Annotated in this window: 15 protein-coding genes; 8 read left to right on the top strand and 7 right to left on the bottom strand. The window is 69.5% G+C overall.

Going from position 1 to position 20,165, the window contains the following annotated elements; translation table 11 throughout:
* The 3 genes from AC31A1_RS24185 to eccE all read right to left on the bottom strand — a co-directional run.
* Nucleotides 1-909 (bottom strand): SCO5717 family growth-regulating ATPase (locus AC31A1_RS24185; RefSeq protein ID WP_489655329.1); only part of this gene is annotated, 909 nt, incomplete at its 3' end.
* A 380-nt stretch (nucleotides 910-1,289) separates the two neighbouring features.
* Nucleotides 1,290-2,006, bottom strand: a complete 717-nt coding sequence (locus AC31A1_RS24190) for a hypothetical protein (protein ID WP_489655330.1) — start codon at nucleotides 2,004-2,006, stop codon at nucleotides 1,290-1,292.
* Nucleotides 2,003-3,337: a type VII secretion protein EccE gene (eccE, locus tag AC31A1_RS24195; RefSeq protein ID WP_489655331.1), complete on the bottom strand. Its 1,335-nt coding sequence runs from the start codon at nucleotides 3,335-3,337 to the stop codon at nucleotides 2,003-2,005. Before eccE ends, AC31A1_RS24190 begins: the two co-directional genes overlap by 4 nt.
* A 198-nt stretch (nucleotides 3,338-3,535) precedes the next feature.
* Between eccE and eccB the strand changes: the two genes are divergently transcribed.
* From eccB to AC31A1_RS24230, 7 genes are all read left to right on the top strand, one after another.
* Nucleotides 3,536-5,056 (top strand): type VII secretion protein EccB, encoded by a 1,521-nt coding sequence (eccB, locus tag AC31A1_RS24200; protein ID WP_489655332.1) that lies wholly within the window; start codon nucleotides 3,536-3,538, stop codon nucleotides 5,054-5,056.
* A gap of 12 nt (nucleotides 5,057-5,068) precedes the next feature.
* On the top strand, nucleotides 5,069-6,334 hold the full coding sequence (gene mycP / locus AC31A1_RS24205; protein WP_489655333.1) for a type VII secretion-associated serine protease mycosin: 1,266 nt from the start codon (nucleotides 5,069-5,071) through the stop codon (nucleotides 6,332-6,334).
* Between the two features lie 450 nt (nucleotides 6,335-6,784).
* Nucleotides 6,785-7,246, top strand: coding sequence for a DUF2563 family protein (locus AC31A1_RS24210; RefSeq protein WP_489655334.1), 462 nt, complete (start codon nucleotides 6,785-6,787; stop codon nucleotides 7,244-7,246).
* Nucleotides 7,246-8,943 (top strand): WXG100 family type VII secretion target, encoded by a 1,698-nt coding sequence (locus tag AC31A1_RS24215; protein ID WP_489655335.1) that lies wholly within the window; start codon nucleotides 7,246-7,248, stop codon nucleotides 8,941-8,943. Before AC31A1_RS24210 ends, AC31A1_RS24215 begins: the two co-directional genes overlap by 1 nt.
* Nucleotides 8,944-9,039: 96 nt before the next feature.
* Nucleotides 9,040-10,230, top strand: a complete 1,191-nt coding sequence (locus tag AC31A1_RS24220; RefSeq protein ID WP_489655336.1) for a S8 family serine peptidase — start codon at nucleotides 9,040-9,042, stop codon at nucleotides 10,228-10,230.
* 96 nt (nucleotides 10,231-10,326) lie between these two features.
* Nucleotides 10,327-10,665 carry a WXG100 family type VII secretion target gene (locus AC31A1_RS24225; RefSeq protein ID WP_393764794.1) on the top strand — a complete coding sequence of 113 codons (339 nt, stop codon included), beginning with the start codon at nucleotides 10,327-10,329 and terminating at the stop codon, nucleotides 10,663-10,665.
* A 63-nt stretch (nucleotides 10,666-10,728) separates the two neighbouring features.
* Nucleotides 10,729-11,034 carry a WXG100 family type VII secretion target gene (locus AC31A1_RS24230; RefSeq protein ID WP_489655337.1) on the top strand — a complete coding sequence of 102 codons (306 nt, stop codon included), beginning with the start codon at nucleotides 10,729-10,731 and terminating at the stop codon, nucleotides 11,032-11,034.
* A gap of 100 nt (nucleotides 11,035-11,134) precedes the next feature.
* Here the strand turns inward: AC31A1_RS24230 and AC31A1_RS24235 are convergent, their stop codons facing one another.
* From AC31A1_RS24235 to eccCa, 4 genes are all read right to left on the bottom strand, one after another.
* Nucleotides 11,135-11,674 carry a hypothetical protein gene (locus AC31A1_RS24235; protein ID WP_489655338.1) on the bottom strand — a complete coding sequence of 180 codons (540 nt, stop codon included), beginning with the start codon at nucleotides 11,672-11,674 and terminating at the stop codon, nucleotides 11,135-11,137.
* A 32-nt stretch (nucleotides 11,675-11,706) separates the two neighbouring features.
* Nucleotides 11,707-13,776 (bottom strand): DUF6571 family protein, encoded by a 2,070-nt coding sequence (locus AC31A1_RS24240; protein WP_489655339.1) that lies wholly within the window; start codon nucleotides 13,774-13,776, stop codon nucleotides 11,707-11,709.
* Nucleotides 13,776-14,222 (bottom strand): hypothetical protein, encoded by a 447-nt coding sequence (locus tag AC31A1_RS24245; protein ID WP_489655340.1) that lies wholly within the window; start codon nucleotides 14,220-14,222, stop codon nucleotides 13,776-13,778. Before AC31A1_RS24245 ends, AC31A1_RS24240 begins: the two co-directional genes overlap by 1 nt.
* Before the next feature lie 123 nt (nucleotides 14,223-14,345).
* Nucleotides 14,346-18,311, bottom strand: a complete 3,966-nt coding sequence (gene eccCa / locus AC31A1_RS24250; RefSeq protein WP_489655341.1) for a type VII secretion protein EccCa — start codon at nucleotides 18,309-18,311, stop codon at nucleotides 14,346-14,348.
* A gap of 250 nt (nucleotides 18,312-18,561) precedes the next feature.
* Between eccCa and eccD the strand changes: the two genes are divergently transcribed.
* Complete coding sequence (eccD, locus tag AC31A1_RS24255) at nucleotides 18,562-20,067, top strand: type VII secretion integral membrane protein EccD (RefSeq protein ID WP_489655342.1); 1,506 nt, start codon at nucleotides 18,562-18,564, stop codon at nucleotides 20,065-20,067.
* Nucleotides 20,068-20,165: the final 98 nt, after the last annotated feature.

Genomic DNA, 20,165 nt, shown 5'->3' on the forward strand with positions numbered 1-20,165 from the left:
TTCCTGTACGTCAGCCTGTACGTCACCGGTGGTGCCCGTGGACGGGTCGGCGGCGTGGGGGGAGTCGGCGTCGGGCGTGGCCGGGGCAGCCGGTGTGGTGTCGACGCTGCTCGACTCGTCGTCCGTGTCACCGGCCACATCACCGGCCACGTCATCCGCCGGGGCGTCGGCCGCGTCGGCGGCGTGGTCCGTGTCGGGGGCTGCCGTAGCGGCGGAAGCGTCGTCGGTGCTCTCGCCGTCGGTGGAGTTCGCGGATTCCGTGGAGTCCCCGGTCTCTGTGTCGGCGACCGCGCCGTCCTCGTCCTGAGTGCTCACCTCGGCGGCGTCCGTGCCCTCGGTGTCAGCGTTCTCCGGCACCTCGCCCTCGAACTCCGGCTCCCCGGAACCCGATTCCGCGTCACCGGCGCCTTCGACGGAACCCTCGGCGGCAGGCGCCGGGGTCTCCGCGTCGGCCTGCTCAGGGCCGGCCTGTGCCGACGCGGCGTCCGCCCCGACACCACCCCGCTCCGCGATCTCCCGCTTCAGCGAGGCGGCAGAGATCCGCATCGTCGCCCCGCTCGCGAGGTCACCGTTCTCGGGCTCCTCCTCGGGGGCCGCGGGCGGCGGAACCGGCGCGGGCGCCCAGCCGGCCTGGAAACCGGAGTTGTCCGGCGGTGCCGGCACCGGGAACGCGAGGCCGACCGGAGGCGCCGGAGGCGGGGGAGGCATCGGCGTACCGCTCGCCGGAGTCGGCGGTGGTGAGGCCTGCGCGGACGCGCCCGACGCGCCGGACGAGTTCTGCGTGTACCAGGCCGGCGGCGCGTAGTCGATCGTGAACTCGCCCGTCATCTCGATGGCGGACTCGTCGTCGGGCTGGTCATCGCCGGGCGTGGCCCAGCCCCCGCGGATCCCGTCCCGATCGCTGCTCACAATTCCTCCTGGTGTGGTCGAGCACCCTCATGTCGTGCCGGGGCGACCGCTCGTGTCGTACGGGCCCGGTCCGCCGAAAGCGTCGGGAACGGTCGGTCGGCGGCCCGAATCGATCGGATCCGCCCGGCCCGTCCCCCGAAGCGCTGTCGGCCCGGCCGCGGGCCCTGACGCGGCGCCCGGTCCCAGCCTAATCACCACAAGCAACCTCACGGCAGGCCCGCCCACCTCTCCGCGCCTGTCCAACGCGCCACATGACGCCCTGAACCGGCACACGTGCCCACCAACTCCTCGCGCAAAACGGGTGATAGCGGCGCGCATCCTCTACGAAAGAGAGGGCGAAAGGGGCCCAATCATTCAATGTCGGTCAGTGGTCCGCCGGTTCAGTCCATCCGGCGTGGTGTACCCAACAATCCGATCTCGGCGTCCGTGGGCTGTGTCATCACATACTGCCGGTCGCGGTCGCCGCACCAGAGCGTGACGCCGTCCGGGAGCGTGGGCAGGGAGTCGACGTCGGCCCGGGGGAGCGCCATGGCGCGGCCCAGCTCCGCCGACTCGTCCGGCGAGATCCGCTGCACCCCGACGAGCCGGGCCTGTCGTATGAGCCGGGGTGCGACGGGACTGAGATACGGCAGCAGGGTCAGCACCGACTGCCAGGGCCCGGACACGACCCGCCCGCGCGGCGGACGCATGCCGCAGTCCCGCACCACGAGCACGGGTGTGCCCGCCGAGGCACCCTGTGGCTGGACGCGTCCCACGTCGTACACCGCCAGGCCGTTCTGTCCGCCGCCCATGGCGTGGACCATCTGCATCCAGGCCTGCGGGCGGCCGGTCTCCACGGCGACGCGCGCCCCGGTCGCCGCCGCTCTGAGGGCGATGACCTGCGCGGTCCACAGGCCGCCGATGAGGACGACGTCGTACGGAGTGGGCCGGTTGAGGCCCAGCACCGCGGGCTGTCCCTCGGCGTCGACGCCGATCACGACGCCGTCGTCCCCGATGGGCAGCGCGAGCGCGTCCACCTGCTCGGGGGAGAGCACATGCCGTCCGTGCCGCGGACCGATCAGGCCGAGGCCGCTGCGCAGCATCTCCACCGCGGTCATCGGGCACCTCCGAGGGGCAGCGTGGCGAGCACACCAGGGAGTTGCTCGCGGTCGAGGCGGGCCAGCGCCAGGCCCGTGTGCCGTGCCGCGCCCTCCAACGCGCGCCGCGCCGCGACCAGTTCGTCGTCGCTGCGGCCCGTCACCCGCAGGTGTCCGCACATCGACACCTCCTGGCGCTCCCCGCGCGCGAGCGTGAGGCTGAACGTCGTGGCGAGCGCCGGTGTGGCCGTGAGCAGGGCGATCAGCTGCGGCAACGACGGGCCGCGGCCGCCCAGTTGGGGCCAGCGGCGGATCCAGTACGTCGTGTGTCTGCGGTTGTCGCAGCGCCAGCTCCGGCTGGACTCCTCGGTCCGGCGCTCCCGCGTCTCGGTCCGTCCGGCCTCCGCCGTCACCAGGGGGTTCGCGCAGGCGGAGGTGGCGAGGGCCGCGGTCAGCTCCTCCTCGTTCAGGATCGTCGTGCGGAAACCGGCACCGGTGAGGCGGCTCGCGAGATGGTCGGCCACGCGCACGACGCACTTCTGCGCTCCGGTGAGCCCTCCGCCCCGGGCGGCCACGGCCTCCAGGCACTGCTCGGGGTCGAGCTTCAGCGCGATCCAGGTGATGCGCACCGCCGGGGCGCCGGTCTGCTCCTGCAGCGGCGCGTAGTTCGTGACGGCCACGGAGTGCTGGGGCAGGTGGAGGGCGGGCGCGGGCTGGGTGTGCAGCACGAGCTGCGCCGACTCCAGCCGGATGCCGTCCACTTCGAGCGCGTCCCGCACCAGCGCGAGCGGCAGCGGATGCCGGCTGCGGTCGGCCCGCAGCGCGGTGACATCGGCCTCGACCTGCACGACGGCGGTCACGAAGGTGCCGTCCCCGATCAGCCCGATCGGGCGCCGGTCCCGGCCGCCGTACGAGTACGTCCTCAGGGTGGGGTCGCACTCCACGGCCGGTGCGAGACCGGGCTCGGTGCCCGGCGGTGTCTCCGTGGTGGCGGCGCTCTTCCGGCGTGCCTTCAACGCCCGCGCGGTACCCAGCCATTCGGGCAGGGAGCGGCCGCGCCGGCGGACGAAGGCGAGCAGCACGAGCGCCACGGCGACGATGCCCGCCGGTACCAGCGCCATGGGGTCGATCGCCCAGCCGACGAGGAGGACGGCCGCCGCGATCTCCAGCAGGACGAGCCGTTGCAACCGGAATGCCCCGCCCTGTCCACGGCGCGTCCTGAGATGAAGTCCGCCCGGCCCCTGGGACGGTGTGCCCGCCGCGGACGGCGGCTGCGCGGAACCCGGCCCGAGCGTCCCGGAGCCCCTCGTCCGCGACCGGTCACGAGACCGCGTCCGCGTTCCGGAAGCCATCACTCCATCCCCCCGTATTACTCACAACTCACCGCTATTTCAGCACCACATAGGGCCCCTGAAGGTCCAGGTACCCTACCCGCTCCCCACGTCCCCGCGGATACCAGGCATAGTAGGTGCCCGGTCTGACATCGATGGGCGGGGGACGGCGAACCCCCGGGCGCTGCCCAGGCGGAACACGGGGAGAGACAGACACAGATGGCATCTCGGCGGGACCAGCTCAACGCCTACACCTTCGCGAAGCGCCGCATGCTGGCGTCCTTCGTGCAGTCCTCCCCGGACGGTTCGGAGGAGGGGGCACCGCGACCGCTGCGCGGAGTGGTGCCCGGCGTCATCGTGGGCGTGGTCGTCATGGCGGTCTTCGGCGCCTGGGGCATGTTCAAACCGACGGCGCCGCAGGGCTGGGACACTCCCAAGTCGAAGGTGATCATCGCCAGCAAGTCGACCACCCGCTACGTCGTCCTGAAGACCGACGGCAAGGCCCAGCTGCACCCCGTCCTCAACATGGCGTCCGCGAAGCTGCTCCTCAACCCCGGCCAGGGCGAGGTCGTCACCGTCGACGAGTCGGTCCTCGACGGTGGCAAGATCCCGCACGGCGTCACCGTGGGCATCCCGTACGCCCCCGACCGACTTCCCTCGGCGAGCGAGGCGGGTGCCGAGAAACGCTGGGCGGTCTGTGAGCGCCCGAGCGCGGGCGGCGGTTCCATCCAGAAGGCGGCGCTGGTCCTCGCCAAGCGCGACATGAAGAAGACCGAGGGCAAGCAGCGGTTGCGCGGCGGGGAGCTCCTCTACGTCGTGGATCCGGACAAGAACCGCTACGTGGTGGACGCGAGCGGCACGGCGTACCCCGTGGACAAGGGCGACGAGCTGCTGCTGCGCGCCGTAGTCGGCACCGGCCGCGTGCCCGAGCGCGTCTCCCAGGAGTGGCTGGCCACCCTGCACCAGGGCGACCCGATCGCGTTCCCGAGCATCGGCGCCACACCCGGTACGGCCGCCGGCGCCCCGGGCGAGCTGGACGCGTCGGCCAACAAGGTGGGCATGGTGCTCACCGCGTCCGACGCCAGCGGTGAGCACTATTACGTAGTGCTTCCCGGCAAGGTCGCGCAGGTCTCCGCCTTCGTCGCCCAACTCCTGCTGTCCAGCAAGGACTTGGCCCCCCTCGGCCAGGCCGGTCACGCCACCGGGGTGAGCGCGGGCGAGATCACCCCGGAGGGGACCTTCGGCGCCGAGAACCGCTGGCCCACCAAGGAACCGAAGGCCGTCAACGATGCCTCGGACGCGTCCGGCAGCCGCAGCACGATCTGCAACGTCCTGGAGAAGGTCGGCGCCAAGGGCGCCACCACCCTGACGACCTGGGCGGGCACCGACTTCCCCGCCCCGCTCCCCACCGACTCCACCAGCGCCTACGTGACGCCCGGCTCCGGGCAGCTCTTCCGCCAGTTCCAGGGCGAGGAGACCAAGGCCGGCCCCGTCTTCCTGGTCACCGACACAGGGCTGCGTTACGTCCTGCAGTCCAACGCCGACAGCGCCACGAACGACGCGGGCATCGGTACGACGGCCAAGGAACGCCAGCAGGAGCAGCAGGAGGCCGAGCAGGCCCAGATCCGCCTCGGCTACGCCGACGTCGACCCGGCGCCGATCCCCGCCTCCTGGTCCGAGTTCCTGCCCACGGGCCCCCGCCTGTCGACAGCGGCGGCACGTCAACCGCAGGGTTCGTAAGGAGAGTCGGACATGCCGTATACGACTTCCCCTCGCCCCCTCCGCGCTACGGCGGCCCTGGCTGCTGTAGCCGCGACCCTGGCTGTGTCCACCGTCGTGCTCGCGCCCCCCGCGGCGGCGGACGACAGCTTCTCGGACCAGTGCACGTTCCCCAACAAGGAGTACCCGGGCCGCCCTTGGGCCCTGCAGCGCGTCCTCCTCGACGAGCTGTGGAGCCAGTCCAAGGGCAAAGGCGTACGGGTGGCGGTGATCGATACCGGCGTGGACGTGAAGAACCCCCAGCTCACCCATGCGGTGGACGTGAAGAGCGGCCGTAACCTCATGCCCAGGAACCTCAAGGACAGCAACGGCGACAAGATCGCGCGGGGCAGCGAGAACGGCACGACCGACACCGTGGGACACGGCACGAAGGTCGCCGGCATCATCGCCGCCCGCCCGGCCGGCGGCACCGGTTTCGTGGGCCTGGCCCCGGAGGCGACCATCATCCCGATCCAGCAGAACGACGCGGACGGCCATGGCACGGCGCAGACGCTCGCGGCGGCGGTCACCTACGCGATCCAGGCCAAGGCCGACGTCATCAACATCTCGCAGGACACGTCGAACGCGGTGAAGCCCGATCCCTCCTTGGAGGCGGCGATCGACTCGGCACTGTCGAAGAAGATCGTGGTGGTGGCGTCGGCGGGCAACGACGGCCAGGGCGGCAACGTCAAGAAGACGTACCCGGCGTCCTTCCCGGGCGTCCTCGCCGTCGCGGCCTCCGACCGCAACAACGAACGCGCGTCCTTCTCCCAGTCCGGCGACTTCGTCGGCGTCGCGGCACCCGGCGTCGACATGATCTCCACCGTCCCCAAGGGCGGTCACTGCTCCGACAACGGTACGAGTTTCTCGGCGCCGTACGTCGCCGGCGTCGCCGCGCTGATCAAGGCGAAGCATCCGGACTGGACCGCCCGCGAGGTCGTCGCCCAGATCGAGCAAACGGCCGAGCGCACCATCGCCGGCCACGACCGCCTCGTCGGCTGGGGCGTCGTCGACCCGGTCCGCGCGCTCACCGAGGACGACCACCCGATCGAGTCCCCCGACCCCCAGGACGGCCTCACCAAGGCCCAGGCCCCGTCCCCCGCGAAGCTCCAACTCGGCGAGACCGCCGACGAACACGACGCCCGCCTCGCGACGTACGTCGCCCTGGGCGCGGCCGTCCTGGTGGCGGGACTCGGCGGTACGGCGGTGGCGACGCGGGACGCGCGGAAACGGGCGCGGCGGGTCGCGGGGCTGGACTGACGTCCGGCGGACCCAGCGCCACGGGTGGCGCCGCGACACCCGCCTTCTGTCTGTCAAGAGGCCGCGACCTGCGAAGGAGCAGGCCCACGGCGGGAGTTGACGGAACCGGACGACGCCATTCGCAATGGCCACGCAGCAACGACGGCTCCGCGTCACCCCTCCGCCCGCCACGACGCTCACTCACGTGTGTGCGGCTACGGCGACTGAGTAGCCGTACTCAGGACGCTGGCCCGCAGGTCACATAGCGTCAGAGGGCGGCAGTTGCCCAGGTGGGCGGGAGAGCGCGCCGTGAAGGAGCGGTGAAGCTTGGCCGAGTGGTAGCACACCTGTCGCATAAGGCAGTTGGGACTGTCACAGGAAGCGACTAGAGTGATTGCGTTGCGGAGAGGAACGCTCACGGGGTGCGGTCGCCCGGGGGCGGGCGACGAAAAACGGGGAGGGGAAGGCATCATGCTTCCTGCTGACGGTGGAGGGGGCTTCAGGGCAAGCCTGGAAGCGCTCGGAACGTTCAAGAAGCGTGTGGACGGGGTGCTTTCGAACTTCGAGAGCTCACCGGGCAGCGCGCACAAGGTCGGGGCGCACGAGCTCACCCAGGCTTCCTTCGGCGGTGCCGGCAGTTTCGGCGAGGCCAAGGGTCTGCACGCACAGTACGAGCGCGTCCACGAGCGTCTCACCGCGCTCTCCAAGAACCTAGGCCTCCAGATCGAGGCGCTCCAGATCGCTGTGAGCGCCGCGCACAACAACTTCCACAACGTCGACGAGGACCAGCGGCGCCGCTTCTGGGAGATCCAGACGCAGCTCAGTCGTGAGCACGCCGAGGCGCTGCAGGAGCAGCAGGCCGCGGAGGCGGCGAAGAACGGCAAGCCCGAGCAGGGGCGTTCCGACGACAAGCAGTCCAAGGCCGGGTACTGATGGGTGACGAGCAGAAGCAGCCGAATCCGCACCAGGCGGAACTGACGCAGGTGGCCCAGCAGGTCGGTGTCATCGATGCTGCCAACATCGCGTCGAATGCGATGAACGGCATTTTCGGTGGCCATGTTCGTTTCTTCGGCAAGACCGACTTTGAGAACCACCGCCTCAACGACATGATCGACATGGTCGAGTCCGCGAGTCCGGAGCACCTGGAGACCGCGGGCAAGGCCCTCTGGGACGCCCGCGATGCCATCAGTGACGCGGCCGAAGAGCTCGGCGGCCATATCGGCAACGTCGACTGGGAGGGCGACTCCGGTCAGGCTTTCCGTGACTGGGGCAACGACCTCGTCACCTACGCCGTCAACCTCGCGTCCTTCGCGGACGTCGCCGGCACCCAGATCTCGGCCGCCGCCATGGGGCTGGCCTCCGTCCGTAGCGCCATGCCACCGCGCGACACTCGGCTCGACTCCACCCAGATGCCCGCGGACATTCCGATGCCTGCGCGCGTCGCAGGCAACAAGCAGTACGCCGCTGCGGTCAATGTCGAGAAGGACCGCCAAGAGGCGATCAACCAGATGAATCGGTTGTCGTCCTTCTATTCGGTGTCGGAGGAGACGTTGGCGGCGCAGGAACCGCCGACGTTTTTGAAGGCTATGCCGGATGTGGGGGTGCCCAAGCCGCAGCCGACGTCCAAGGATCCGTGGCTTGACCCCGGCAAAACGCACGAAAGCCAGAGCCTTGGCGCTACTCAGGATCTGACGACTCGCCATCACGCTTCGAGCGTGGTGACTGACCATCCGACTTCGGTCGACACCACTCCGACGGTCAGGCACGTGGATGACTCACGTACCCACCCGGACGTGAATGTCGGTACGAAGATCGACGGTGTGGGCACCCTGCCGTCCCAGGAGATCACGAAGCCGGCGACCAACCTGCCTCCGTCGATGCCCGCTTCGGGCGGAGGCAATGGCGGGACGATTCCACCTTTGGTCTCGGGCGCGGTTCCTCCTGCTTTCGGCACCTCGACGGGACGCACCTCGGGATTCGGCGGAGCGACCGGGAGCAGATCCCCGTTTTCGGCGCAGGGACGTGCGGTCAACTCCGGTGGTGCGACCGGCGGGCGTGGCAACACAGGCCCGATGGGGCGTGCCGCCGCAACAGGACAGTCGGGCATCCGGAGTGGTGAAACAGCGGCAGGCAGATCACCCCTCGGCCGGGCAATCTCCGGTGGAACGCCTCGCCCCGTCGGCGGGCCGGTGGGCGGCCGGGCCGGTGGGCCGACTTCCACAGGGGCGGCACGTGGCAACGGCGTCGTCGGAGGAAAGCCCACCACAGGCGCTGCCTCGGGAGCGAACGGAACCAGGGTGCCTCGCGGCACGGTTGTCGGTGCCGAGGGTAACTCCAACTCCCGTACACCTGCGGGCAAGATCGGTCAGCGCGGGGTCATCGGGGCGCCGAAATCCACCCCAGGCGCGCGCCCGGGACAGTCGGGTCGGCCCGCCGTGGGCAACTCTGACGGCGTGGTCGGCACTCCCAAGAGCCGGCCTTCCAATGTCAGGGGCGTCGGTAGCACCGGAGGCGCACCGGGGGTTCCGAGAGGGTCGGCGGGAAGCCGGCGCAGTGCGAACCGAGAAGACCGGGAGGGCGAGCGTGAGCAAGATGCGCAGCGGCGCAACACGCCGCCCGCGACCGACTGACCACGAGCGAGGATCAGCAGAAGCATGACAGGGACCAGCCCGCGTGGCAGATCGACCGCGTTTCTCCAAGGACGTGCCGGAAGACGAGTGTCGGCCGTGTGTGCCGCACTCGGCGCTTTCGCCATTGTGTCTTCGGGGCTGGCTCCGAGCGCGGTTGCCGCCGATGTCCAGACGAAGCAGTGGTACTTGGACGTTATGGACGCGAAGGGGATGTGGAAGGTAAGCACCGGCAAAGGCGTCAAGGTTGCTGTGCTAGACACTGGTGTAAACCCGGACACTCCATCCCTCAAGGGTCAGGTGCTTGTGGACGGGGCGCATCAGGCCGTCTCGTACAACGCCACCAATGACTATCTGGGCCACGGGACCACCATGGCGGAGATGATTGCCGGCACCGGCGCCGGAGGCGGTCTGCAGGGCCTGGCCCCCGGTGCGAAGGTCGTGCCTTACCGAGTGCTGACCAAGGGCGTGAAGAACAAGACCGACGTAAAGAAGACACCTTCGACCGCCGATGCGATCAAGGCTGCCGCGGACAGCGATGCCCAGATCATCAGCATGTCGTTCGGCGGCGACATCCTTGACCCGGACGAGGCCAAGGCCGTTAAATACGCCCAATCCAAGGGCAAGTTGATGTTCGCCGCTACGGGAAACGATGCTGAGACCAAGAACTTCATCGGCTACCCGGCCGCAGATCCGTACGTCGTCGGCGTAGCCGCAGCCGACAAGGACGGCAAGGTGGCCGACTTCTCGGAGCACGGCAACTACGTCGATCTGGCGGCCCCGGGTCGCAACGTTCCGGTGTGGTGCGACGCGACATTCAAGTCGTACTGCGTCAGCGGTGGTACCAGCGCAGCGACCGCCCTGGCCTCAGCCTCCGCCGCCCTCATCTGGTCCGCGCACCCCACCTGGACGGCCAACCAGGTGCTGGCCACGCTCATCGACACCGCAGGCCGCGACTGGCCGAAGAACAAGCCGAGCAACTACCTCGGCTACGGCCTGATCCGCCCCCGCAAGGTGCTGGAGAACAGCAGCATCAACCCGGGTGCCGCCGGCACGGACCCGCTCAGCTTCGAGAATGGAACCGGCGTCACCGGCGCCTCGCCCTCCGCCTCCGCATCGACCTCGTCCAAAGCCCTCAACCCCACCTCAGGCGGCCAGACCTCAGCCGCAGCATCGACCTCCGACTCGTCCGGCAACACCACACTGTGGATCGCACTCGGCGCCGCAGCGGCCGTAGTCGTGCTAGGCGGCGGAGCCTTCGCGGTGGCTCGTTCGCGGCGAGGCGCATGAGAGTTCGTACACAGGGTTCACCCGACCAACCAGCGCTTCACCACTCGGTGCTGCGCCCCAGGAACACCAACCTCTCTCGCGAAAGGGAGTGCCGAGATGGCTGACGGCCGCAAGCTTGATGACGCACATGTACAAAAGCTCCAGACGAACGTCATCGACAGGTACGACAACGTCAAGAAGCACCTCCAGAAGCTCCAGGGCTGCATCGACATGATCGAGGCGAACTGGACGGGCCACGGTGCCAACGCGTTCAAGACCAAGCAGCACGAGATCAACGAGCACATGGCCGGGATCGGCCGCATGCTCGACGACTTCCTGAACGGCATTCACCTCACCAAGCAGGACAAGGACAAGTTGGAGGACGAACTCCACTCCACGATCTCCAGCATCGAAGTGGACGCCGGTGCGAAGACCTCGGCGCTCAACCTCTACTGACCGACCCGAGCGTCGCACCCGGACCGCGAGGTCCCTCTCACATCGTCAAGGAGATGAGGAAACATGACCGGCACACCGCACCTCCAGGATCTCGCCGTCAAGTACGGCACCCTGGACGCGCTCGCCACTGAACTCGGCAACCTGGCCAAGCAGTTGGAGAGCGACCTCACGGCACTGAAGAAGGGCGTCCACGACGCGGCCGAGGGCTGGGCCGGTGACGCCTACGAATCCTTCAACCGGAAGTCGAAGGAGTGGGACAACCACACCACCGCCATCCACCAGGCGCTGCTGTCCATCACGCAGAAGGTGCACCAGGCCGGCGGCGACTACCGCGGCGGCGACAAGAAGGCCGCCAGCTTCTTCGAGTAGGACAGGCTGACAACAGCAACGCCGGGGTGGGCACGCACGGGAGGTGCCCACCCCGCTGTTGCGTCTCTGAGCCGCACCGCGGGGTGAGCGGAACAGCAGCTCAACTCGCCTGCCCGCACCCCTCCTTGGCCATAGCGCTAGGGAAGTAGGACCCCAGGAACGAACGCAGCGCATCCCGCCGCTCCGAGGTCTTCGCCGGAGTCTTCTCCTGGAGTTGCACCAGCGCGACGAACTTGCGCTGTCGGCCTTCGTACGTGCACGCGGCCACCGCCAGGGCTCCGTTGTCGGCCACTCTGGCGCTGTCACCGATGTCGACGGCGGCGGGGTTGCCGAGCCGTACCAGGGCCCGGTCCTGGACCTTGATGGGGTCGGTCTCCGCGGGGACGACGTCGCCCGACAGGTAGACGACCAGTTTGCCGTCCACCGACAGACGGCAACGCGGGCTCTCCTGACCGGCGTTGTAGGACCGCTGGGTGAGCTTCTGTCCGTCCGGCAGGAAGGGCGACAGAAGGTCCGAGTCGACGGTCACTCCGCAGACCTTGCCCGGAACGGTGTAGGCGCGGGAGTCCGAGTCCGTACAGCCGGCCGTGGCCAGGACGAGCAGCGTCACCGCAGTCGCGGCAGTAGCGGCAGTCGCCACGCGGCGCGCCGAAGGTCCTGATGCACCCGTGATCACTGATTGCCCGCCAGTCCCTGAGCCCGTGCGTTGCCGTCGAAAGCGGCACCGTTGATCTCGGAAGTCAGTGTGTATCTGTTGCTGTCGCCGTGGTTCGGATGGGCGTCGATCCACAGGTCGCTGAGTTTCTGCAACTGGTTCTCCCGCGCGGTGAACACCTCGCCGTTCTGGCGTGCGTTGTCGTCGTCGATACGGGCCTGCTCGTCCAACTGCCATTGATACGCGAGGGCATCGACCCCGCGCTGGGCCGCGTCGCCGACGACCGGAATGAAGTTCACGGCGCCGCCGAAGCCGTGGTAAAGCCATTTGGCATTCCACGAAGGATCGTCCTTGTCGGTCGCCAGGGCCTGATAGCGGGCCTCCTCCAGGAAGCCCACCGTGTGCCCGGCTCTGAGCAGGGTCTCCTTGGGGTCGCTGGGGTGGTCCGTGTAGATGTCGCGGACCATCTCCTTGTTCAGGCCGTCGTTGAGGATGCCGTAGGCGTGCTGATCCCGTGACACCTGTTTCGTCACTTCCAGCAGCTGGTGCCGGTCGAGCTGGCGGGGGTCACCGGGATCGTCCGCAAGCGAACTCGCCGTGTTGTGCACCTCGTCGCCGTAGTTCACCAGCACTTTCGCCATGTCGTCACGCATCTCGGGGGCGAAGTCGTCACCCGTGCCGGAGATGATCTTCAGCGACCGGTCGAGGACGCTCCGGTTCTCGGCGCTGTGGTCCACCGGAACGGCATGGGGATCATTGGGGTTGACACCGGTGGCCGCGGCGACGAGCGCGTTCCCGGTGGCGTCGCGTGACTGGTTTCCGTCGTGACTGTCCAACGGTGTGTCGTCGAACGTGGGGCGGTCTTTGAGAACCCATTCCGCGTTGTCCTGGGGCTGGGTCTCGTTGAAGAAAGCGGTCGCCGCATCCGGGCTGTTCGACAGGGCTGTCATGAAACCGGTCATCGGGTCCCGGCCGAAATCCTCGCCGATGAAATTCATCTTGGGCATGGGCGGCCCGCCACTGCCGTTCCAGTAATGGTCGGGAAGCCGCATCTTCTTCTCGGTCGAGACGAGAGCGTTCCCGTACCTGTCCAGGAACGCGTCGTCGTAGTCCCCCGTACGCATGAGATTGCTCATCAGCTGGAAGCCGTAGACCTGCGTCCCGCGGGTCTGGATACGGTCGTCCGCCAGGTTGACCATGCCGTCCTCCCACTGCCGCATGGCCGGTGAGTCCGACCGCGTCGCTCCCGCGAGGGTGAGGCCGAGGTTCTTCTGGAAATCGCCCAGCTGGTCCAGGCGGGCCCGCTGGAGATCGCCTCCGTCGGAGGGATCGGAGAGATCCGCCCAGAAGTCCAGCACGCCTTTCGGGCCCAGTGTGGTGGCGAACTTCTCCTGGAAGAGGGGATCGTTCCTGTATCCCGCGAGCTGCCGGTTGAGATCGTCGAATTCCTCGGGGGACATGGAGTCCCCCTTGGTCTTGATGAGATTCGCGTATTTCTCGGCATCCTGGAGCGCCTGCGCGGCGGAGTCCCGGTCCTCGTACGCCGCGCCGGAGAAGCCGTACTCGGCCTCGTCCGCTATGGCCCGCAGCGCGTCGGAAGCGGTGTCGTCGCTGTGGGTCGCCCTGCTGAGGAGGCGTTTGACGTCCTCGCACAGTTCGTCCACGTCCTGTTGGCTGTGCTCGGGAACCGTGGTCCCCTTCGCGGCGCGGTCGGGGTGGATGTTCATGGTGACGGTGAAGGAGCCGTTGCCGGTGTCCATCACGGTGAGATTCTTCTTGAGACCCCGTGAGATCGTCTCGACCAACTGATCGTGGTAGCCGACGAGTTCGTCGTGGGTGTCCTTGAGAATGTTGTAGATCGTCGTCGCCTGGGTGTGGGCGTCGGTGAACTCGCCTGCCGTCTTGGTGATGAACTCGCGGGAGACGGTCGCGTTGACACCGGACCAATTGGCTTTGTCGGCCAGCCCCTTGAGACCTTCGCGCGCATCCTTCTCAAGGGCTTCCAGGCGTTTCACCACACCGGACCAGTCGTCTACGGCGGTGCCGAGCGAAGCGAAGTTCCCGAACCGGAGCGTATCGAGGTCCATCAGTGGCCCGTCCCTTCACTGAAACCCTTGTCCAGTGTCGAGATGCTGCTGATCTGACCGGATATGTAGAACTCGTCGCCCTGGTGCGCCTTTTTGGTGTAGTCCATGTGGTTGGAGATATGGGCGCACGCGTCGAGCAGACTCGTGAGCTGCTCCTCCCACCGCTTCTGTACGTGGTCCACCGCCCCGCCGAGCCTGAACCCCTGGGCCGTGAGATCCGAGGCCGCCGTCTGGCTGCTCGACCAGGCGTCACGGCCGTACCGGCCCAGGTCCTCCCAGAGCTTGAACGCCCGGTCGCCGATCGCTGCCAGATCCTTGTGGCTGACGGTCAGATCACCTTGCGGTGTGCTGCCGCCGCCGTCCGCCGGAAGCTGGTCGATCCGCATGCGTGTGGACTGCTTCCGCGCGGCCTGACTCTTCAGCTGTTCCCACTCGTCCCATGTCACGCGTGGACCCCTTCCCCGTGCCCCCGTAGGACCCCGCCCGTCGGACGGGACCAGTCCGTCAACCTACCCAACAGGCCGGTCCGGAGCCTGAGTTCAAGGAACCGGACCGGCATCGGCCGGGCGTCAGTACACCGTCTCCGGCACCAACCCCGTCTGCACCAACGGCTTCCCCCGCTTCCGTGACACGAACACCCCTCGCCCCGCGGGCATCGGCCGAGGCCGCACCCCGCCCAGGACGTCGCCCTCGCCGGGGTCGCCCGCCAGGACGACGCCCTGGGCGCCCAACTCCTGCATGCGCTGCATGAACGGCTCGTACGCGGCGCGTCCGGCACCCGCCGTGGAGCGGGCGATGATGAAGCGGACGCCGACGTCACGGGCGAACGGCAGCATCTCCGTGAGGTTGCCCAGCGGGTTGCCGCTCGACGTGGAGACGAGGTCGTAGTCGTCCACCACGACGTACACCGTCGGGCCCTGCCACCAGCTCCGCTCGCGGAGTTGCCGGGCCGTGACGTCGGCCGTCGGGGTACGGCGCCGCATCAGGTCCGCCAGGGCGACCATGTGATGGTCCATGGCGTTGGACATGGGGATGTACTCGGCGAGGTGTGAAGCGGGCGTCGCGTCCAGCAGGGAGCGCCGGTTGTCGATGACGAAGAGCTTCGCTTCGTCGCCGGTGTACCGCTCCGTCAACTGCTTGACCAGCAGCCGCAGCAGGTTCGACTTGCCCGACTCGCTCTCGCCGAAGACGAGGAAGAACGGGTCCTGCTCGAAGTCGACGAAGACCGGCTCCAGGTTGTTCTCGTCGATGGCGAACGCGACGCCGCGCTGCGGGAACCGGTCACCCGGCGGCAGTTGCGCGGCGGCCAACTCGCGGGGCAGCAGCCGTACTTCGGGCGCGCCCGGCGCCTCCCAGTGCCGGGACACCTCGGTCGCCAACGCCTGGGTGGCGTCGGCCAGGTCCGTGTCCGAGACCAGGCCGTCGATGCGCGGCACCGCCCCCATGAAGTGCAGCCGCTGCGGCGACACACCGCGTCCCGGGACGCCGGTCGGGACGTTCACCGCCACCTTGCGGTCGATCTCGGAGTCCATCGTGTCGCCGAGCCGCAGTTCGAGGCGGTTCATCAGGTGGTCCTTGAGGTTCGCGCGGACCTCCATCGACCGGGACGCGGTGAGCACCAGGTGGATGCCGAAGCCCAGGCCGCGCGCGGCGATGTCCAGCACCGCCGCCTCCAATCCCTCGTAGTCCGCGCGGAAGTTGCCCCAGCCGTCGATGACGAGGAAGACGTCGCCCCAGGGCTGGTCCGTGACCGAGATCTGGCCGCGCGCCCGGCGGGACCGGAACTCCGCGATCGACGGGATGCCCGCCGAGCGGAAGTACTCCTCGCGGCGCGTCATCACGCCGTAGACCTCGGAGACCGTGCGCCGGACCTTCTCGGGGTCGAGGCGGGAGCCGATGCCGCCCACGTGCGGCAGGCCGGCCACCGAGGAGAGACCGCCGCCGCCGAAGTCGAGGCCGTAGAACTGGACTTCGTGCGGGGTGTGGGTCAGGGCGAAGGCGCAGATCAGGGAGCGCAGGAGGGTGGACTTGCCGGACTGCGGGCCGCCGACGATCTGCATATGGCCGGCCGCGCCCGAGAAGTCGATCCACAGGTGGTCGCGGCGCTGCTCGTACGGCTTGTCGACGAGGCCGACCGGGACCACCAGCCGGCCCGCGCCCTCGTAGCCGGGCTGGGTGAGTCCGCGGCCCGGCACCGCCGTGAGGCCGGGCAGGAGGCCGTCCAGCGAGGGCGGGCTGTCGAGCGGCGGCAGCCACACCTGGTGGGCCGCCGGACCCTGCGCCTCCAGCCGGCGCACGATGACGTCGAGCACGGTGTCGGCGAGCGCGTCGTCGATGTCCGGGGACTCGGTGCGCTGCTGCGGCACCGCCGTGTACCGCACCGGCACCTCGGCCGCGGTGAACAGCACCGGCTGCCGGTCGACCGGCAGTTGACCGGCACCGAACGTCGCCTGCGGGGAGTCCGAGCGGTAAGTACCGGACACATAGGCGGCCTTGAACCGCACCATCTCGTCCGTGCCGTACTTCAGGAAGCCGGACCCGGGGACGTTCGGGAGTTCGTAGGCGTCCGGCACGCCCAGCGCCGCCCGCGACTCGGCCGCCGAGAAGGTGCGCAGGCCGACGCGGTACGACAGATAGGTCTCCAGACCGCGCAGCCGGCCCTCCTCCAGGCGCTGCGAGGCCAGCAGCAGATGCACGCCGAGCGAGCGGCCGATCCGGCCGATCTGCACGAACATCTCGATGAAGTCCGGCTTGGCGGTGAGCAGTTCGCTGAACTCGTCGATCACCAGCACCAGGGAGGGGATCGGCTGCAGCGGGGCGCCCGCGGCGCGTGCCTTCTCGTAGTCGTGGATGTTGGCGTAGTTGCCCGCGTCGCGCAGGAGTTGCTGGCGGCGGTTGAGCTCGCCGCGGATGGAGTCGCCCATGCGGTCGACCAGCGTCAGATCGTCCGCGAGGTTGGTGATCACGGCCGCGACGTGCGGCATCTGCGCCATGCCGGCGAAGGTGGCGCCGCCCTTGAAGTCCGCGAGGACGAAGTTCAGGGTCTCCGAGGAGTGGGTGACCGCGAGGCCGAGGACCAGGGTGCGCAGCAGCTCGGACTTGCCGGAACCGGTCGCGCCCACGCACAGCCCGTGCGGGCCCATGCCCTCCTGCGCGGCCTCCTTGAGGTCGAGCATCACGGGCCTGCCGTCCTCACCGAGCCCGATCGGCACCCGCAGCCGCTCGGCCAGCGAGCGCGTCCGCCAGGTGCGCTTGGTGTCGACGGAGGCCGCGTCCCCGAGGTTCAGCAGATCGGTGAACTCCAGGTTGGCGAGCAGCGGTTGGTCGTCGTCCCCACCGGACGCCATCCGCAGCGGCGCCAACTGCCGCGCGAGCGCCTCGGCGGACTCGTACGACAGGGCGTCGGGAGTCCCTTCGTAGACGTCCCCGTGACCGGACTCCAGATGCAGCGACGTCGGCTGTACAACGATGGAGAGCTCGCCGCGGACCGCGGCCGGTTCGCCGGGGACGACGTCGACGAGCGTCACACCCTGCAGGCCCTCGGGGTTGGCGAGGACCGAGTCGGGGGGCAGGGAGACCCCGTCGAGGACGACGACGATGTGCGGCTCGTCCGGCAGTGGCGCCGCGTCGGGGTGGAAGCGCGGCCGGCCGGTCAGCCGGGCGGAGATCAGGTTCTCCAGCTCGCGGAGGTCGCTGTCGATCAGCCGGCGGGTGCCCGCGCCGTCCGTGGCACCGGGCGCCTGCGCGTGCGGCAGCCACTTGGCCCACTCCCAGTGCGGCAGGGACTCCCTGGCCGCCGCGACCACGATCACCAGGTCCTCGGGCGAGTGCAGCGCGGCCAGCGAACCGGCCAGGGCCCGGGCGGAGGACCGTACGGACTGCTCCTCGCCGCTGATGGTGAGGTAGGAGAAGGCGCGCAGGGAGACCGCCATCGGCAGGTCGTCGAGGGTGCCGTGGACGGACAGGAAGCGCTGCATCGCGCCCGCCGTCAGCGGCTCCAGCTGCTCGACCCCGCCGGTCTCGGGGGCGATGAGCGGGGTGGCGAGCGACTGCCGGCCGAGGCCGATGCGCACCTGGCCGAAGTCCTCGTCGCCCGGCCGCCGTTCCCACACCCGGCTGCCCTCGGCGACCAGCGCCCAGAGCTGCTCGGGGGAGGGGTGGAGGTAGTACTGCGCGTCGCGCTGTGCCCGGGCGGTGTCCAGGGCGGTCCGCCGGGTCTGCGCCAGGTAGCGCAGATAGTCGGTGCGCAGATCCGCCAGCTGGCCCTGGTTGCCGCGGCGGAAGCGGACCACCATCGCGATGGACATGGCCACCGTCGAGACGATCATCACCATGCCCATGATCTTCATGAACGGCTGTCCGTTCGTGAAGAAGAACACCACCGAGCCACCCATGCCGAGCGTCGGCAGCAACTGCATCAGGACGCTCTCCTGATGCCCGCGGGGCAACTCCGGCGGAGGCTGCAGGACGATCTCCTCCGTGGGCACCTCGGACGGCAGCGCGCGCGGCGGGCGCTTGACGACGATGTGGCTCACTGCTCACCAATTCCCTTGCGCGGCCCCGGGACTACCGTCCGCCACCCCGTGTCAGGCGGACGCAGGCCGCCGCGCGATCCTACTGACTTCGCGCGGGACGGGTGAGCGGTAGGGTGCCGGATGTTCGCGTGAGCACACGCGAACCAGGCTGGAAAAACAGGGCATTTCGCGTGATGTGAAGGTCTGCGGAACGCACCGCGCGACACCTTCACGAAGCAGACGCACCATCACCATTGAGGGGGAGCAACAGGTGAGCATCACGGCCTCCGCGGCGGGCGGGCCCGGTACCGGAGCCCCTGTCGGCACCGGCCCGGGGCTCGGTTTCTGCCGGGTCACGATCGTCGCGCCCGACAGCCGGATCGACGTGGCCCTGCCCGACGACATCCCGGTCGCCGACATCTATCCGGAGATCCTCAGGCTCTCCCGGCAGAGCCCCGCCGACGGTGCGCCGGTCGGCTATCACCTGGTGCGCCGGGACGGCACCGTCCTCGACAGCTCCCGCACGTTCGCCGGCCAGCGCATTCTCGACGGCGAACTCCTCACCCTGCGCCCCTTCTCCGAGTCGCTCCCGCCGGCCGTGTTCGACGACGTGTCCGAGGCGGTCTCGGCCGCGGTGACCCGCGAACACACCCTGTGGGGCGGCGAGTTGACCCGTGCCGCCGGCCTCGTCGGCGGCGGTGTCCTGCCGGCCCTGCTCGCCTTCGTCGCCTGGACCGCCGACCCGCGCCACGACATGAACAGCCTGCCCGGCATCCTCGCCGCGGTCGTCGGCGTCCTGCTGGTCGTCCTGGCGTGCGTCCGCGCCCGGGTCTACGACGACCGTGCCTCCGCCATCGCGCTGGGACTCGGCGCCCTGCCCAACATCGGGGTGGCCGGCTCGGGCCTCCTGCCGCTCACCGACGGCCAGGGGATCGGCAAACTCCAGTTCCTCCTCACGTGTGCGGCCGTGCTGGTGGCCGCCGTCGTCCTCACCCTGTGCTCACCCGGCGGGGACGCGCCGTTCGTCGCCCTCGTCTTCGCGTCAGCGGTCGGCCTGATCGTCGCGTTCACCGCGATCCGCGCCCACTGGACGCCGTCCGAGATCGCCGCCCTGTGCGCCCCCGTCGCGGTCGGCGCGCTGGCCTTCCTGCCGGGCCTCTCGATGCGCTTCGCGCGCCTGCCGATCGGCTTCGACCCCCCGAACACCGCTCCGCGCAGCGCGTACGGCGCCGAGCCCGCGGCGCAGGAAGCGGTCGACACCGAACGCGTGACCGCCCAGGCCCGCCGCGGTCACGAACTCCTCGTCGGCCTCGTCGGCGGCTGCGCGGTCACCGCCCTCGGGGCCACGGCCGTCCTGGGTTTCTCCGACGACGTCTGGGCCCAGCTGCTCGCCCTCGCGACCGGTGTCGCGCTGCTGATGCGCGCCCACCTCTTCCGCTACACCGCCCAGGTCGCCCCCGTCCTGGCCGCCGGACTCGGCTCCCTCGTGCTGCTGGGCCTGGGCCTCGCGCTCAACCCGCCGCACTCCCTGATCCACGAGGCGCTCAAGGGCGACCGCGGCGGCCTCGACATCCGTACGATCTGGCTCGTCGCGGCGATCGCGGCAGCCACCGCGCTCGTGACCTCGATCGGCCTGATCGTCCCGCGCAGCGGTCTCACCCCGTTCTGGGGGCGCTTCCTGGAGATCGCCGAGGGCTTCGTCCTGCTGACGCTGGTGCCGCTGGCGCTCGCCGTCTTCGACGTGTACGCGACGGTCCGCTCGCTGACGAGCAACTGACCCGGCGCCCCATGGGCGCGGAAGACGACAGAGACCGCCGCACAGGCGCCGAAAGGATTCGCCCGCGTGAGCTTCGGCCCACCCCCCTCCCCCTACAC

It is taken from the genome of Streptomyces sp. P5F9 (genome assembly GCF_057961495.1).

Coding starts and splice junctions, on each gene's coding strand:
- AC31A1_RS24225 (WP_393764794.1), top strand. CDS start 10,327: ATGGCTGACGGCCGCAAGCTTGATGACGCACATGTACAAAAGCTCCAG.
- AC31A1_RS24190 (WP_489655330.1), bottom strand. CDS start 2,006: ATGACCGCGGTGGAGATGCTGCGCAGCGGCCTCGGCCTGATCGGTCCG.
- AC31A1_RS24215 (WP_489655335.1), top strand. CDS start 7,246: ATGGGTGACGAGCAGAAGCAGCCGAATCCGCACCAGGCGGAACTGACG.
- eccE (WP_489655331.1), bottom strand. CDS start 3,337: ATGGCTTCCGGAACGCGGACGCGGTCTCGTGACCGGTCGCGGACGAGG.
- AC31A1_RS24240 (WP_489655339.1), bottom strand. CDS start 13,776: ATGGACCTCGATACGCTCCGGTTCGGGAACTTCGCTTCGCTCGGCACC.
- AC31A1_RS24210 (WP_489655334.1), top strand. CDS start 6,785: ATGCTTCCTGCTGACGGTGGAGGGGGCTTCAGGGCAAGCCTGGAAGCG.
- eccB (WP_489655332.1), top strand. CDS start 3,536: ATGGCATCTCGGCGGGACCAGCTCAACGCCTACACCTTCGCGAAGCGC.
- AC31A1_RS24230 (WP_489655337.1), top strand. CDS start 10,729: ATGACCGGCACACCGCACCTCCAGGATCTCGCCGTCAAGTACGGCACC.
- mycP (WP_489655333.1), top strand. CDS start 5,069: ATGCCGTATACGACTTCCCCTCGCCCCCTCCGCGCTACGGCGGCCCTG.